Raw genomic sequence first — 15,838 nt, 5'->3', positions numbered from 1 at the left:
TTCCGTACCGTCAATAACCTCACCGCTGTCCCCGACGCCATTTTTCGAAAATTTCGGCTACTTGATTGGAAAGTTGAATGCGTGCCGCTGGCTTTTGATTTTGAATAGACTTCACATCAAGATTAATATGTTTCTCAATTTGCTCAATTTCGTTGTACAATTCTCGAGCAGAAATTCTAAGCGCACCTTGTCCAAAGATTGCCCACTGCTCCGTAAAATCAGATGTAGCAACATGGATCTGTGTCTTTACATTGTTTAGCTCTTGAGCCAGCTTTTCAATGTACTCATCCGCTGTTTCATTTTCTCTTGTAAATACAACGTCAACCTTATGATTTTTTGCCTTCTTTTCAATTCCTTCGACCATATGAGCATCGAAGACAATAATGACACGATAGCCCATATATGCTTGATACTCTGCCATCTTTTCGATTAACAGGTCTCGAGCACTGGCTAAATCATTATCTCTAAGCTTTCTTAGGTCGGGCCACGCACCTATCATGTTATAACCATCCACCAGTAGAATATCCATTCTTATTCACCTAGAGGATGGCGTTTTCGGTAAACCTCATACATGAGAAGACTAGCTGCTACAGATGCATTTAACGATGTAACATGCCCAACCATTGGAAGCTGTACAAGGAAGTCGCATTTTTCACGAATCAAACGACTCATGCCTTTTCCTTCGCTTCCAATCACTAACGTAAGCGGCATACCTCCATCTAAGTTGCGGTAATCATCGCTTTCTTTCGCATCTGTTCCAACAATCCATACGCCTCGATCTTTTAATTCGTCAATCGTCCTTGATAGGTTTGTTACCCTTGCTACGGGAACATGTTCAATCGCTCCTGTAGAGGCCTTAGCTACAGTGGCCGTTAATCCAACTGAACGGCGCTTTGGAATAATAATACCGTGTGCGCCAACGGCATCGGCTGTTCGCATAATAGAACCTAAATTATGGGGATCTTCAAGCTCATCTAACAGAAGAAAAAACGGACTTTCATTACGTTTTTCCGCTAAGTTAAATAAATCATCTAGCTCTGCATACTGATAAGCAGCAACTTGTGCAGCTACTCCTTGATGAATACCGTCTACCATTTGCTCAATTTTCTTTTTCGGTACAAACTGCACCAATACACCATTACTTTTTGCTAACTGCGTGATTTGCCCCATAGAACCGCCTTGCGATCCTTCGGCAATCCATAGTTTGTTAATGTCGCGCCCAGACTTTAGGGCTTCTAGGACCGGATTACGTCCAATGATAAATTCATGTTCCATGATTCATTCCTCCCTCTCCTTCATCGACGAAAGAGATAGCTTTAGTAATAAGTTCCATCATTCTTTCTTCTTCACCTAAAAGATACAAATAGCCTACGACCGCTTCAAATGCCGTACTGTAGCGATACGTTTGCACATCTGTGTTTTTAGGGACTGTACCGGACTTTGCATTGCGTCCTCGGCGCAGTACACCTTCTTCTTCTTCAGTAAAAAAGTTTTCATTTTTAAAATAATATACGATTTGTGCTTGTGCTTTTGCTGATACATATTTTTTAGCTTTATTATGAAGCTGGTTAGGGCGCACTGTCCCTAACACCAGCAGGTGGCGGCGAACATGTAAATCAAACACCGCATCACCCATATAAGCAAGAGCTAAGCTATTTAGCTGTTTTACATCTAATTTACTGCTGCTCATAACACTATTATCCTCTTTTCCATCTTGTTCCTTGCGCCGTATCTTCTAAAATAATATTTTTAGCCTTTAATTCATCTCGAATTTGATCTGCTAATTGGAAATTACGATCTTTACGAGCCTGAATACGATCTTGGATCAATTGATCAATTTCTTCGTCTAGAAGTTCAGCTTCTCCAAACGTAATGCCTATTGCAGCACCTAATTCTTTAAACTCTTTAATAAAGGCTTCAATTACATCTGTAGACGTTGTTTGTTCTAATAAATACAAGTTAGCTTGCTTTGCTAGCTCGAACAGAACAGAAATGGCATTTGCTGTATTAAAATCATCATCCATCTCTTCAACAAACGTTTCGCGAAGCTCTTTTAGCTTTTCGAACCATTCCGAATCATCTTCTTGAAGATTTGTTGCTGCCTCTAGACGGTGAGTTAAGTTGCCGTAAGCTGTTTGCAGACGCTCAAGCGCTTTGCGCGTATTCTCTAAAATTTCTTCGTTATAGTTAATTGGGTGACGATAGTGAACAGATAAAATAAAGAATCGAAGTAGGGAAGGGTCATGCTTTTTAATAATGTCATGAACTAACACGAAGTTCCCTAGTGATTTAGACATCTTTTCATTATCAATATTGATATATCCGTTATGAAGCCAGTATTTCGCAAACGATTTCCCAGTGAGCGCTTCTGATTGGGCAATTTCATTTTCGTGATGAGGGAAAGCTAAATCCTGACCGCCTGCGTGTATATCAATTGTGTCACCTAAATATTTGCGTGCCATTGCCGAGCACTCGATATGCCAGCCTGGTCTGCCTTGACCCCAAGGGCTATCCCATGCGATCTCTCCATCTTTGGTTGCTTTCCAAAGAGTAAAGTCTAATGGATCTTCTTTCTTTTCGCCAACTTCGATACGAGCACCGGATTGCAATTCATCAATAGACTGATGTGATAATTTTCCGTATCCTTCAAACTTACGTGTACGATAGTATACATCACCCTCTGACTCATACGCATAACCTTTTTTCACAAGTTCATCAATGAACTCAATAATGATATCCATATTTTCAGTTACGCGCGGATGCACATCGGCATGCTTGCATCCAAGAGCTGACGTATCTTCAAAGTAAGCATCGATAAAGCGGTTTGCGATCGTTGGAACATCTTCTCCTAACTCTTTTGCTGCCTTAATTAATTTATCATCTACATCTGTGAAGTTTGAGACATACTCTACATCGTAGCCTCTAAATTCTAAATAGCGGCGCACCGTATCAAATACAATCGCAGGACGCGCATTTCCAATATGAATATAGTTATATACAGTCGGTCCGCACACGTACATTTTGACTTTGTTTTCTTCCAGCGGTACAAACGTCTCTTTTTGACGTGTTAACGTGTTATATAGCTTAATTGCCATGGTGAATCTTCCCTTCTTTTAATTCCTTTAATTGATTTTGCAGGTGTAAAATTTCTTTCTCTAGCTGTTTGAAACGCTCTGCATCTGGATCTGGCAAATCTTGATGATTCAAATCTTTTGGAATCCGGACGCCATTTTGAATGACGACTCGGCCAGGGATACCAACAACCGTTGAGTTTTCTGGGACGTCATTTAACACAACTGAACCTGCTCCAATTTTGGAGTGTGCATGAATCGTAATTGACCCTAGCACTTTAGCACCTGTTGCAATTAAGACATTGTCTTCAATCGTCGGGTGACGCTTTCCTTTTTCTTTCCCTGTTCCTCCGAGTGTTACTCCTTGATATACTGTTACATTATCTCCAATTTCGCACGTTTCCCCAATAACAATTCCCATTCCGTGGTCAATAAAAAAGCGGCGGCCAATTTTCGCACCCGGATGGATTTCAATCCCTGTGAAGAATCGGCTAATTTGTGAGATTACACGTGCCAGAAAAAACCACTTTCTTTTAAAAAGCCCGTGAGCGAATCTATGTGCCCAAATAGCATGCAACCCCGAATAGGTTAATATCACTTCAATATAACTTCTTGCTGCAGGATCTTGTTCAAATATGGCTTCAATGTCTTCCTTTAACAACTTTAGCATCATCTCACCCCAATTCCGCTATTGCTCTATCTACTCATTGATTGTATAAAAAAACGCCCCTATGTCAAATGACACAGAGACGTATATACGCGGTTCCACTCTGTTTGGATCAACAAACAATCCCAACTCTTCTCTCATAACGTGAAAGTACCCGCTTTTGCCTACTTACTTAGTAGCATTCAACAAAAGACTCAAAGGCGCACTTCAACAAGTTTTGTCATAGGTTACTTTCAGCCGGTGATAACCCTCTCTGATATGCAATGAACTTGCCTACTCTTCCTTCTCAACGATATCCATATTTGATTATTTTATCATATGGGCAAAATAGAAATTTGTTAACTATAAATGCTTTCTAGACGAGCTAAAACTGTTTCTTTCCCTAAAAGAGAAATAGCTTTTGGAAGCTCAGGACCGTGTGTTTCGCCTGTTGTTGCTACACGAATTGGCATAAATAGTTTTTTACCTTTTTGACCTGTTGCTTTTTGTACAGCTTTTGTTGCTGCCTTAATTTCATCAGCGCTGAATTCTTCTAAGGAAGAAATCTCTGCAGCAAATGCTTTTAACACTTCCGGTACTTGCTCTTCAGCAAGCACTGCTTTCGCTTCTTCACTGTAATCAATCTCTTTCTTAAAGAACATTTCAGTAAGTTCAACAATCTCAGCGCCAAAGCTCATCTGTTCTTGGTATAGAGCGACTAAGTCACGTACCCATTGTTCTGTTTCTGCATCGCGCGTTTCTTCAACTTTTCCGGCTTTCACTAAGTGAGGAACTGATAAAGCTACCACCTCGTCTAAATCCAATTGTTTCATGTATTGGTTGTTCATCCAACGTAATTTGCTTGTATCAAATAGTGCTGGAGATTTTGATAAACGAGCTGGGTCAAAGATTTCAATAAACTGTTCTTTAGAGAAGATTTCTTCTTCTCCCACAGGTGACCAGCCAAGCATTGTAATGAAATTAAACAGTGCTTCTGGCAAGTAGCCTAATTCTTTATATTGCTCAATAAACTGAATGATTGACTCATCACGTTTACTTAGCTTACGGCGATTTTCGTTTACGATTAATGTCATATGACCAAATACAGGAGGCGTCCAGCCCAAAGCTTCATACACAAGAATTTGCTTCGGTGTATTAGAAATATGGTCATCTCCGCGTAGAACATGCGTCATCTTCATTAGATAATCATCAATGGCTACAGCGTAGTTATATGTTGGTGTACCGTCTTTTTTCACAATAACGAAGTCACCAATGCCTTCAGACTCAAATGATACTTCATCTTTGACAATATCATTCCACTTAATTTCTGTGTTGCTAGGAACACGGAAGCGAATGCTTGGCTCACGGCCTTCTGCTTCTAGTTCAGCACGCTGTTCAGCTGTTAAGTTACGGCACTTACCTGAATAGCGCGGCATTTGACTGTTCGCCTGTTGTTCTTCACGCTCTTTCTCAAGCTCTTCTGACGTACAGTAACAGTGATAAGCTAATCCTTTTTCAAGAAGTTCTTCCGTATATTTTTGATAGATTTCCGTACGTTCAGACTGGCGGTAAGGACCGTACTCGCCGCCTACGTCGATACTCTCATCCCATTCAATACCTAACCATTTTAAATAGCGCAGCTGACTTTCTTCTCCGCCTTCGATATTACGCTTTTGATCTGTATCTTCAATACGGATAATAAATTTACCGTTTTGATTTCGTGCAAATAAATAATTAAATAGTGCTGTTCTTGCATTCCCTATATGAAGATGTCCAGTTGGACTCGGGGCATAACGAACTCTTACTTCGCTTGACATAACTAAGATGACCTCCAATTTAATATTACTTATAGTATGTATTTATATGTTTTAGACATGTTCTAATTTTATCACCAAATAGGTATCTGTCAAAGTCAACTGTTTTTATTTTTGATAAACTAAAACGGCTGCTTGGGCGGCAATTCCTTCCTCACGTCCCGTAAAGCCTAACTTTTCTGTTGTTGTTGCCTTGACGTTAATTTGAGAAATGCTTGCTTCTAACAGCTGCGCAATACGCTCTCTCATTGGTTCAATGTAAGGAGCCATTTTAGGTTTTTGCGCGATAATGGTGCAATCTACATTGCTTAATTCATAACCTTCATCTTTTAGCAATTTCCATACGTGTTGAAGAAGCTTTGCTGAATCAGCATCTTTAAATTCAGGGTCTGTATCCGGAAAATGCTTTCCGATATCTCCTTTAGCCGCCGCTCCTAATAAGGCATCTGCGATTGTATGTAACAGCACATCTGCATCTGAATGGCCTAATAACCCTTTTTCATACGGAATTTCTAAACCGCCGATGATTAAAGGTCTTCCTTCTGCAAATTCATGTACGTCGAAACCTTGTCCTACTCGAATGTTCATTTTTCCACTCCTTCAGTCCTGTTTAGCTTTGTTAATATAGCTTCTGCATATAACAAATCTTCTGGTGTTGTTAGTTTTATATTATCGTAATTTCCCTCTACAATCGATACTTTTTGCCCCGCTTTTTCTACTAAGCTTGCATCATCGGTGCCTAAGTATTCATTTGTTTTTGCTTTTTCGTGTGCATCCATTACTACATCAAAAAGAAAAGCCTGCGGCGTTTGAATAGCCCACAAGCTAGAGCGCTCAACTGTTTCAATGACAGTACCCTGTTCCACACGCTTAATTGTGTCTTTTACTGGAACAGCCAGCACAGCAGCCTTATCACTAGCAGCTTTTTCTACTAACTCATGGATTGTGTTTTGTTGAACAAATGGACGAGCGCCATCATGAATTAATACCATCTGAGCATGCTTTAAACTTTTAAGACCGTTATAAACGCTATGTTGACGTTCATCGCCTCCAACTGTCAAAGATTGAACCTTTTGAATTGGATATTCGATTAATAACTCTTCAAAAATCTGCACTTCTTTTTCGTTTACGACTAGTACAATTCCACTGCACCAAGGATCTTGTTCGAATTTTTGCAGCGTATGAATGATAAGCGGAACGTTTTGAATAGTTAAAAATTGTTTGTTCCGCCCCGCTTTCATTCGCTTCCCCTGACCTGCAGCTAACACGATAATTTCATACTTCATAGGTATACTCCCTTTACCTGTTACGTCACAGTGCTTTTTCTAATAACTTGGGTTTCGCAAAAATCATACGGCCTGCTGAGGTTTGGAGTACGCTCGTCACCAGTACATCAATTTGCTTTCCAATATAATTTCTTCCTTCTTCTACCACAATCATTGTACCGTCATCAAGATAGGCAATACCTTGATTATGCTCTTTACCGTCTTTTATAACCAATACGTTCATTTCTTCTCCTGGAAGTACAATTGGCTTGACGGCATTTGCTAAGTCATTGATATTTAAAACGCCAACATTTTGAAGTTCACATACTTTATTTAAATTAAAATCGTTTGTCACGACCAAACCGGAAGTCAGCTTTGCCAATTTAACCAGCTTGCTGTCTACTTCTTGAATGTCTTCGAAATCGCCTTCATAAATTTCTACCTTCATTGCCAGTTCTTTTTGAATACGGTTTAGAATATCTAGACCTCGTCTACCTCTGTTTCGTTTTAGAACATCCGACGAATCAGCAATATGCTGAAGTTCCTCAAGCACAAAGCGCGGAATAACAATCGTTCCGTCTAAAAATCCTGTTTGACAAATATCTGCGATACGGCCGTCAATAATAACGCTTGTATCTAAAATCTTAAGAGACTTTAATGATTCTTCGTTATCTGTTTCTTCTTCTTGGCCTTTTTTCTTCCCAATTCGAGCCGGCATCGAAAACACGCTTACAAGCTCATCACGTTTTTTAAACCCGACTTGAAACCCTAAGTAACCTAAAAGAATACTTAGAAAGATTGGTAAAATGGTACTTACTACTTGAAGTTGAATTCTGCCTAAAAAAGCTCCGACCAAGTAGGCCACAATAAGCCCTAAAATCAATCCTAAGCTCCCAAAAAGCACATCCGTTACAGGCGCCTTCAGTAACGCCTCTTCCACTCGGCGAATTAATTCAACTATATAATCAACAATCCAAAACGTGACAAGGAAAAACAAAATGGCTCCCAGTATTGCATCGACGTAAGGCTTTTCTAGAAATGCTACATCTTGCAGATTTAATAATTGAATAAGTTCAGGTATAAAAAAGACGCCCAATGTACCACCTGTAATAATAAAAAATAACTGTACAAAACGTTTTAACACGCCTTCACCTCCCTTTATCATTATAAACAGTTTACAATGATTGAAACCTGTTATTTAACCAAAAAACAGAATTTGTAAACAAACTGTCACTTTTTTTGTATTTTCACAATATCTTAATGAATCAAACATTTAATGTCAATTAATATCCTATAGCTGACGGTTTGTAAGATGCTGCTCTTTTAGTCTTTTCAGTCCTTCTCTGATTTTCCTTGCTCGAATTTCACCGATGCCTTCTACCTCATCCAATTCTTCTACCGACGCATCTGCTATCGTTTTTAAATCCCCTAATTCATCAATGAGATTTTCAATAATAATCGATGGAAGTCTTGGAATTTTATGAAGCATTCGATACCCTCTAGGAATAACGCTGTCTTCAAAGCTTGTATACATGGGATATCCCATTAAGCGAAGGAGCGTTTGGTCATCGAGAAGAACATTATTTGACGGCTGCTGCATGCGTTCAATTACTCGGTAAGGGTCAAAGCTGAGGTCATACATATAATCTTTGATTAATAAAGTTGCTTCTTCCTCTAAGTGGGAAAGTAATTCATTCATTTGGAGACGGATTAGTCTTCCTTCTGTTCCTAACTCGCTAATATAGCTCAAAATTTCATTTTTAATACGCAGAACCATTTCTGTACGATGAAGCGACTGCAGCACATCTGTATGAGTTACTTGCTCTTCAAACTCTAATGCACTGAGACTTGTAATCGATTCGTCTAATACCGCCTTGTACTTTTCAAGTGTCCCAAGCGCTTGATTCGCTTTTGCTAAAATAACACTAATGTCTTTCAATACATACTGCAGAGACCCTTTGTAAAGCGTAATCACATTTCGTCTTTGTGAAATAGCTATCACCAATACACCTGACTGCTTAGCTACGCGTTCTGCTGTACGGTGACGCATTCCTGTCTGTGAAGAAGGAGTAGAGGGATCTGGCATGAGCTGAGCATTAGCAAATAATATCTTGCTTCCGCTGTCGTTTAAAATAAGCGCTCCATCCATTTTGGCTAACTCGTATAAGTGCGCAGGTGTAAATGCACAATTAATCGAAAATCCCCCATCCACCATCTTTTTGACTTGTTCATTGTAGCCCATAACAATTAAGCCGCCCGTCTTTGCCCGCAAGACGTTATCGATACCGTCACGAATAGGGGTTCCTGGTGCTACAAACTGCAGAATTTCTGATATTTGTTTTTGACTAACTGTTGTTTTTTCTCCTTCCACTGCTTATCCTCCTAATGTATATTGCAGAGCCTCCGCTACTGTTGATACCCCAATCACATCAATACCATCTGGGACTTTCCATCCTCCTAAATTCTTCTCGGGGATAATAATTCGTTGAAACCCTAATTTTACCGCTTCTTGAACGCGCTGTTCAATTCTAGACACTCGGCGTACTTCACCTGTTAATCCTACCTCTCCTACAATAACATCTGTAGCGCTAGAAGCAGCATCTCTGAAGCTTGAAGCAATGCTAACGGCTACAGCTAAATCGATTGCTGGTTCATCTAATTTCACTCCACCTGCTACTTTTAAATACGCATCTTGATTCTGCAGCAGCATTCCTACACGCTTTTCTAAGACAGCCATGATAAGCGAAACGCGATTATGATCTACTCCCGTAGCCATTCTTCTAGGGTTTCCAAAGCTCGTTGGACTAATTAGCGCCTGCAGCTCTACTAATACCGGTCTTGTCCCTTCCATTGAAGCGACAACAACCGACCCTGCTGCTCCCTGAGACCGTTCTTCTAGAAAGATTTCAGATGGATTCAATACTTCTTCTAGCCCACTTTCTTTCATTTCAAAAATGCCCATTTCATTTGTAGATCCAAATCGGTTCTTAACCGCTCTTAATATACGATACGTATGATGGCGCTCTCCTTCAAAATAAAGAACCGTATCCACCATATGTTCAAGAAGTCTTGGTCCTGCAATGGCTCCTTCTTTCGTTACATGACCCACAATAAAGATGGCAATTCCATTCGTTTTAGCAACACGCATTAGTTCAGCCGTACACTCTCGCACCTGTGAGACGCTTCCTGGCGCTGATGTCACATCAGCATGGTAAATGGTTTGAATTGAATCAATCACCACAAAATCAGGCTGCATGCTTGAGATGGCCTCTAGTATTAATTCTAAGTTTGTTTCTGCATGAACATAAAGCTCTTCAGCTTTTACACCTAGCCTGTCCGCTCTTAACTTCGTTTGTTTGGTTGATTCCTCTCCTGAAATATATAGTACTTTATTTTGTTTCATTGCTAACTGCGCGGAGGTTTGCAAAAGTAAAGTAGACTTTCCGATACCCGGATCTCCCCCTATTAAAACGAGTGAGCCTCTGACAATACCTCCACCTAATACACGATTTAACTCTGCAGAAGGTGTAAAAATTCGTGGTTCTGTTGTAGATTCAATCGCTGTAATTGACTGAGGTTTTTGGACTTTAGAAGCAGTAGCTCCGGAAAAAGCTCCTCGGCGTGATGATTTCGTTTCTTCCATTTCTTCTACCATAGAATTCCAGCTTCCGCATCCGGGACATTTCCCCATCCATTTTGCTGATTCATATCCGCAGTGCTGACATGCAAATTTTGTTTTTCGTTTCGCCATTATGTTATCAATCTCTCCGTTCATTCAATCGATTTCTATCTCTATTGTACACTATTTCCTAAGCTAAAATAAAAAGGGAGGCATACGTGTTTTTTCGTATGCCTCGTCTTGGTTTGAGTAAATTTAGCTGATGCTGCTTGGAGCGGAGGATTTAACAACAAATTCTCCTTTGTCTACATCTAGCGTCACTTTCTGACCTTTTTGAACAACCCCTTTTAGCAGCTCTTCAGATAAACGGTCTTCAATATGTTTTTGAATTGCTCTACGAAGTGGACGAGCACCGTATTCTGGATCAAAACCTTCCTCTGCAATCTTATCAATTGCCTCTTTTGTTAATTCAAGATCAATTTCTTGCTCTTTTAAGCGTTTTGTTAACTGATCTGCCATTAATTTAACGATTTCAGCTAAGTGAGGTTTCTCTAATGAATGGAAGACGATAATTTCATCGATACGGTTTAGGAACTCCGGACGGAACGCGCGCTTCATTTCCGCCATTACTTTTCCTTTCATATCTTTGTAGTCTTGCCCTTCTGCTTCAACTGTGAACCCTAAGTGCTTGCTTCGTTTTAATGTATCAGCACCTACGTTTGATGTCATAATTAAAATCGTATTACGGAAATCAACTGTACGGCCTTTTGAATCTGTTAAGCGTCCATCTTCTAACACTTGTAATAAAATGTTAAATACATCCGGATGCGCTTTTTCAATTTCGTCTAAAAGAACAACTGAGTAAGGTTTTCTTCTTACTTTTTCCGTTAACTGGCCACCTTCTTCGTATCCAACATATCCTGGAGGTGAACCTACTAATCGGGAAGTAGAATGTTTCTCCATGTACTCAGACATATCGATACGAATCATTGCATCTTCATCGCCAAAGATTGACTCCGCTAATGCACGTGCAAGCTCTGTTTTACCAACCCCTGTTGGTCCTAAGAAAATGAATGAACCAATTGGACGTTTTGGATCTTTCAAGCCTGCTCTAGCACGGCGCACAGCTTTTGCAACTGCTTTTACCGCTTCTTCTTGCCCAATTACACGAGAGTGAAGAATCTCTTCCATGTTCAGCAGTCTTTCTGTCTCTTCCTGTGCCAGCTTAGAGACCGGTACACCCGTCCAGCTAGATACCACCATCGCAATATCTTCTACGGTTACAGCTGAGTTTTCTTTACCTTGCTGCTCTTTCCAAATTTTCTTTGTGTCTTCTAATTCTTCGCGTAGGCGTTGCTCTGTATCGCGTAAAGATGCTGCTTTTTCAAATTCTTGACTTTGAACAGACGCATCTTTTTCATTGCGTACTGATTCTAATTTTTGCTCTAATTCCTTTAAATTTGGCGGCGTTGTAAATGAACGTAAACGCACTTTTGAACCAGCTTCATCAATTAAATCGATTGCTTTATCCGGTAAGAAACGATCTGAAATGTAGCGATCTGATAGTTTCACCGCTTGCTCGATTGCCTCATCAGAAATAGATACTCGGTGATGCGCTTCATAACGGTCACGAAGCCCTTTTAAGATTTGAATAGACTCTTCCAACGTTGGTTCATCCACTTGAATTGGCTGGAAGCGACGCTCTAGCGCTGCATCTTTTTCAATGTATTTTCTGTATTCATCTAAAGTCGTAGCACCGATACACTGAAGTTCTCCACGAGCAAGAGACGGTTTTAAAATATTAGAAGCATCGATAGCACCTTCTGCGCCACCAGCGCCAATTAATGTGTGTAACTCATCGATAAAGAGAATGATATTACCTGCTTGACGAATTTCATCCATTACTTTCTTCAGGCGATCTTCAAATTCTCCACGGTATTTTGTACCAGCAACGACCGTTCCCATATCCAAAGTCATAACGCGTTTATCGCGTAAAATTTCTGGGACTTCATTGTTGACGATTTGCTGAGCCAAACCTTCAGCGATTGCCGTTTTACCGACACCTGGCTCCCCAATTAATACAGGATTGTTTTTTGTACGTCGGCTTAACACTTCAATAACACGCTGAATTTCTTTCCCACGTCCGATAACAGGGTCTAAGCTTCCTTCACGCGCTACAACTGTTAAATCGCGTGCTAAGCTGTCTAGCGTAGGTGTATTGGCATTTGAAGAGCCTCCGCCTTGATGGCTTGAAGCAGCTTCATTGCTACCTAATAGATGAAGCACTTGCTGACGAGCTTTATTTAAGCTGACACCTAGATTATTTAAAACGCGTGCTGCAACGCCTTCACCTTCACGAATTAAGCCTAGTAAGATATGTTCTGTTCCTACATAAGAATGACCAAGCTTTCGGGCTTCATCCATTGAAAGTTCAATGACTTTTTTCGCTCGAGGTGTATAATGAATAGTCTGCGTTAATTCTTGGCCTCTGCCAATTAATGCTTCCACTTCTTTTTGAATTTTTTCAGTGCTTAGGCCTAGAGCAGAAAGAGCTTTTGCTGCAATTCCTTCACCTTCACGAACGATACCTAATAAAATATGCTCCGTTCCAATGTTGTTGTGACCTAGGCGTAGTGCTTCTTCCTGTGCTAAAGCTAATACTTTTTGTGCGCGCTCTGTAAATCTACCAAACATCATATAATCGTCACCCTCCACGTTTAATTTGTGTTTTTATTTATAGTGAGACGTTCTCGAATTAAGGTGGCTCTTTTAATGTCACGTTCTTGAGGCTTTAGGGGCCCTCCCGAATACTTCTGTAAAAAGCCTGGCTGCGTCATAATGATAAGTTCATTCAATATATTTTGACTCAGTCCTTTTATATACCCTAAATCGATTCCTAATCGAACATCTGATAAACATTGTGAAGCTTCTTTTGACTCAATAATACGGCTATTGGCCAATACTCCATATGAACGATACACTCGATCTTCTAACTCTACATGAGATGTTTTAAACAGCGCGTCTCGTGCAGAGTGCTCTTGTGTAATTAACTGCTGTACGACACTATTTAAATCTGCCACAATATCTTCTTCAGATTTCCCTAAGGTTATCTGATTAGAAATTTGAAAGATATTCCCTAAAGCTTCGCTACCTTCTCCATAAATTCCTCTCACCACTAAACCGAGCTGGTTAATAGCGGGAATAATACGATGAATTTGACGGGTCATCACTAAAGCCGGCAGATGCATCATCACGGATGCACGTAGCCCAGTACCCACATTTGTGGGACAGCTGGTTAAATACCCTCTATTTTCATCAAACGCATAATCTACGTATTTCTCAATCCAATTATCTACTTTATTCGCTGTGCTTAAAGCTTCAGATAATTGAAGGCCTGGAAATAAACATTGTATGCGTAAATGATCTTCTTCATTAACCATAATACTCAAATCTTCTTTTTCTGATAAAAAACAAGCTCCGTTGTTATCTCCTTCAGCCAAGTTAGGACTGATAAGATGCTTTTCAACCAACACTTGCTTTTGAAGAGGCTGTAATTCGTTCATCTTTAGTAAATGCAAATTCCACTGATTGGTGTTCTCACTTTTTTGAAAAACTTGCTCGAATACTCGAACCACTTCAACTGCTTGTTCTTTAGAAAAGAGAGTTGGAAAAAGATAATGAGTTAAATTTCGAGCCAGCCTGATTCGACTGCTTAGAACAATATCTGAATTCGAAGCTTCTTGACGCATCCAAGAGCTAACAGGCTGGGAAAAGAACAAATCCTGGGACATGAATTACGCTTCCTCCTCTCTCGATTCGTTCATCTTCTTTTCTAGTAATCGAATGTGATCTCGGAGTTCGGCAGCTTTCTCAAACTCCTCTTTTTCGATATACTCTTTTAAGTTCAATCTTAATGCCTGTAATTCCTTTTTTAAATGAAGATTACTTGCAATTCTTGCTGGTATTTTTCCGTGATGCAGATAATTACCTCCATGCAGCCTCTTCAAGAAAGGAATAAGAGGTCGCTCAAATGTTTTGTAGCAATCTGCACATCCAAACCTGCCGATTTTAGCAAATTTTTGATATGTCATGCCACAAGTAGGACAAGAAAGAACCTCCTGACTTTGTTGCTTATAATTTTCAGTTACTGCCGGATCTAGGTTAAGTAGGCCAGCTAGTAAGTTATTGATTGAAAAACCTTGCTGATTTGAAAAAGAAAATGCATCTCCATTTTCTGAAGCGCATTGTTCACATACATGCATCTCCGTCTTTTCACCATTAATGATTTTTGTGAAGTGAAGAGTTGCAGGTCTCGTTTCACATTGCTGACAAATCATCCTGTCATCACTCCCTGTTCTAAATAAAATAGATCATGAGCTTATCGGTAGCGTAATGAATTAAGCATTGCTTTTAAAAGATTGGCCCTTAGCTCATCACGATAAGGAAGTTCAATATTAATAACTGAACGATTGATAACACTCAACATGATTTTTGCTTCTCGTTCTGTGATGACTTTTTCTTCAACTAACCTAATAATGACGTTTTCAGCGCTTACTTGTGAAATTTCATTTTGAATCATCTCAATTACTTGCTGAAACAAATCCGCTGCATCATGCATTTTTACTTTTGCAATACGAATAAAGCCGCCGCCGCCTCGCTTACTTTCTACAAGATAACCTCTTTCAACTGTAAAACGGGTATTGATAACGTAATTAATTTGCGACGGAACGCATTGAAATTTATCAGCAATCTCACTGCGCCTTATTTCAACAATTTCTCTTTCACTTAATTCAAGTACTTGTTTTAAATACTGTTCGATAATGTCAGAGATATTTGGCACGCTGCCCCCTCCTTCTGACTTTGACTATATTTGACCTTAATTTAAATATAAAAGGAAACGAAAAAATTTTCAACTATGTACTATTAAAGTTTATTCTTTACTTTTATCGTTGCCACTAAAATTTATTTCAAAACCTGCAAATCGTGAATTTTATTGTTCTCACTATACTTTTTCATAAAACAAATAAATTGTAAACAAAAAAGGACTAGCTAAAATAGCTAGTCCTTTTTCAGGTGCCTGGCAACGTCCTACTCTCACAGGGACAAAGTCCCAACTACCATTGGCGCTAAAGAGCTTAACTTCCGTGTTCGGTATGGGAACGGGTGTGACCTCTTCGCTATCGCCACCAGACATATTACATTATACATGATTTTCAAAAGAAAGCAAGACTTTTTTGAAAGAGTTTTGTTCTCTCAAAACTAGGTAACAGTTTGCTGAGTAAAGCTTACGCTTTTAAAAGTTTGGTTAAGTCCTCGATCGATTAGTATCAGTCAGCTACACATGTCGCCACGCTTCCACCTCTGACCTATCAACCTGATCATCTTTCAGGGATCTTACTAGCTTGCGCTATGGGAAATCTCAT

15 protein-coding genes, 2 rRNA genes and 1 other annotated feature are annotated in these 15,838 nt (G+C 39.7%); all 17 genes read right to left on the bottom strand.

The genetic code is table 11. The features are described 5' to 3' along the window. Window positions 1-19 precede the first annotated feature (19 nt). Entirely contained in the window at window positions 20-529 is a 510-nt protein-coding gene (locus MMB68_RS25995) for an NYN domain-containing protein (protein WP_014462033.1), read from the bottom strand. Between the two features lie 2 nt (window positions 530-531). Then, complete coding sequence (rlmB, locus tag MMB68_RS25990) at window positions 532-1,275, bottom strand: 23S rRNA (guanosine(2251)-2'-O)-methyltransferase RlmB (protein ID WP_221785577.1); 744 nt, start codon at window positions 1,273-1,275, stop codon at window positions 532-534. Then, entirely contained in the window at window positions 1,265-1,690 is a 426-nt protein-coding gene (locus tag MMB68_RS25985) for a Mini-ribonuclease 3 (protein WP_013054907.1), read from the bottom strand. Before MMB68_RS25985 ends, rlmB begins: the two co-directional genes overlap by 11 nt. Before the next feature lie 7 nt (window positions 1,691-1,697). Further along, the gene (gene cysS, locus MMB68_RS25980; protein WP_153253075.1) at window positions 1,698-3,095 is read right to left on the bottom strand and encodes a cysteine--tRNA ligase; all 1,398 of its coding nucleotides are present in this window, start codon (window positions 3,093-3,095) and stop codon (window positions 1,698-1,700) included. Beyond that, entirely contained in the window at window positions 3,085-3,741 is a 657-nt protein-coding gene (gene cysE / locus MMB68_RS25975; protein ID WP_025753192.1) for a serine O-acetyltransferase, read from the bottom strand. Before cysE ends, cysS begins: the two co-directional genes overlap by 11 nt. Before the next feature lie 72 nt (window positions 3,742-3,813). Further along, window positions 3,814-4,037: a binding site (T-box leader), on the bottom strand. A 39-nt stretch (window positions 4,038-4,076) separates the two neighbouring features. Then, on the bottom strand, window positions 4,077-5,534 hold the full coding sequence (gene gltX, locus MMB68_RS25970) for a glutamate--tRNA ligase (RefSeq protein WP_153253074.1): 1,458 nt from the start codon (window positions 5,532-5,534) through the stop codon (window positions 4,077-4,079). Between the two features lie 105 nt (window positions 5,535-5,639). Continuing rightward, a complete protein-coding gene (gene ispF / locus MMB68_RS25965; protein WP_013054903.1) occupies window positions 5,640-6,119 on the bottom strand; it encodes a 2-C-methyl-D-erythritol 2,4-cyclodiphosphate synthase in 480 nt (159 codons plus the stop codon). Then, window positions 6,116-6,817 (bottom strand): 2-C-methyl-D-erythritol 4-phosphate cytidylyltransferase, encoded by a 702-nt coding sequence (gene ispD / locus MMB68_RS25960; RefSeq protein WP_221785578.1) that lies wholly within the window; start codon window positions 6,815-6,817, stop codon window positions 6,116-6,118. Before ispD ends, ispF begins: the two co-directional genes overlap by 4 nt. A gap of 25 nt (window positions 6,818-6,842) precedes the next feature. After that, window positions 6,843-7,940, bottom strand: coding sequence for a PIN/TRAM domain-containing protein (locus MMB68_RS25955; RefSeq protein WP_013054901.1), 1,098 nt, complete (start codon window positions 7,938-7,940; stop codon window positions 6,843-6,845). A gap of 147 nt (window positions 7,941-8,087) precedes the next feature. Beyond that, window positions 8,088-9,167 (bottom strand): DNA integrity scanning diadenylate cyclase DisA, encoded by a 1,080-nt coding sequence (gene disA / locus MMB68_RS25950; protein ID WP_013054900.1) that lies wholly within the window; start codon window positions 9,165-9,167, stop codon window positions 8,088-8,090. Between the two features lie 3 nt (window positions 9,168-9,170). After that, window positions 9,171-10,547 carry a DNA repair protein RadA gene (radA, locus tag MMB68_RS25945; RefSeq protein ID WP_013054899.1) on the bottom strand — a complete coding sequence of 459 codons (1,377 nt, stop codon included), beginning with the start codon at window positions 10,545-10,547 and terminating at the stop codon, window positions 9,171-9,173. Window positions 10,548-10,670: 123 nt separating this feature from the next. Beyond that, window positions 10,671-13,112 carry an ATP-dependent protease ATP-binding subunit ClpC gene (gene clpC / locus MMB68_RS25940; protein ID WP_014462041.1) on the bottom strand — a complete coding sequence of 814 codons (2,442 nt, stop codon included), beginning with the start codon at window positions 13,110-13,112 and terminating at the stop codon, window positions 10,671-10,673. A gap of 20 nt (window positions 13,113-13,132) precedes the next feature. Further along, entirely contained in the window at window positions 13,133-14,206 is a 1,074-nt protein-coding gene (gene mcsB / locus MMB68_RS25935) for a protein-arginine kinase McsB (protein ID WP_013054897.1), read from the bottom strand. Window positions 14,207-14,209: 3 nt separating this feature from the next. Further along, window positions 14,210-14,752 carry a protein-arginine kinase activator protein McsA gene (gene mcsA, locus MMB68_RS25930; protein WP_025753183.1) on the bottom strand — a complete coding sequence of 181 codons (543 nt, stop codon included), beginning with the start codon at window positions 14,750-14,752 and terminating at the stop codon, window positions 14,210-14,212. Between the two features lie 41 nt (window positions 14,753-14,793). After that, complete coding sequence (locus tag MMB68_RS25925; RefSeq protein ID WP_013054895.1) at window positions 14,794-15,255, bottom strand: CtsR family transcriptional regulator; 462 nt, start codon at window positions 15,253-15,255, stop codon at window positions 14,794-14,796. A 235-nt stretch (window positions 15,256-15,490) separates the two neighbouring features. Then, window positions 15,491-15,606, bottom strand: a 5S ribosomal RNA gene (rrf, locus tag MMB68_RS25920). Window positions 15,607-15,716: 110 nt separating this feature from the next. After that, window positions 15,717-15,838, bottom strand: a 23S ribosomal RNA gene (locus MMB68_RS25915); the annotation flags it as partial.

The organism is Priestia sp. Y58, assembly GCF_029522095.1.
Classification (GTDB): Bacteria; Bacillota; Bacilli; order Bacillales; family Bacillaceae_H; genus Priestia; species Priestia megaterium_E.
The sequence above is the reverse complement of the archived record's forward strand: the minus strand, read 5'-3'. Positions and strand labels throughout refer to the sequence as shown.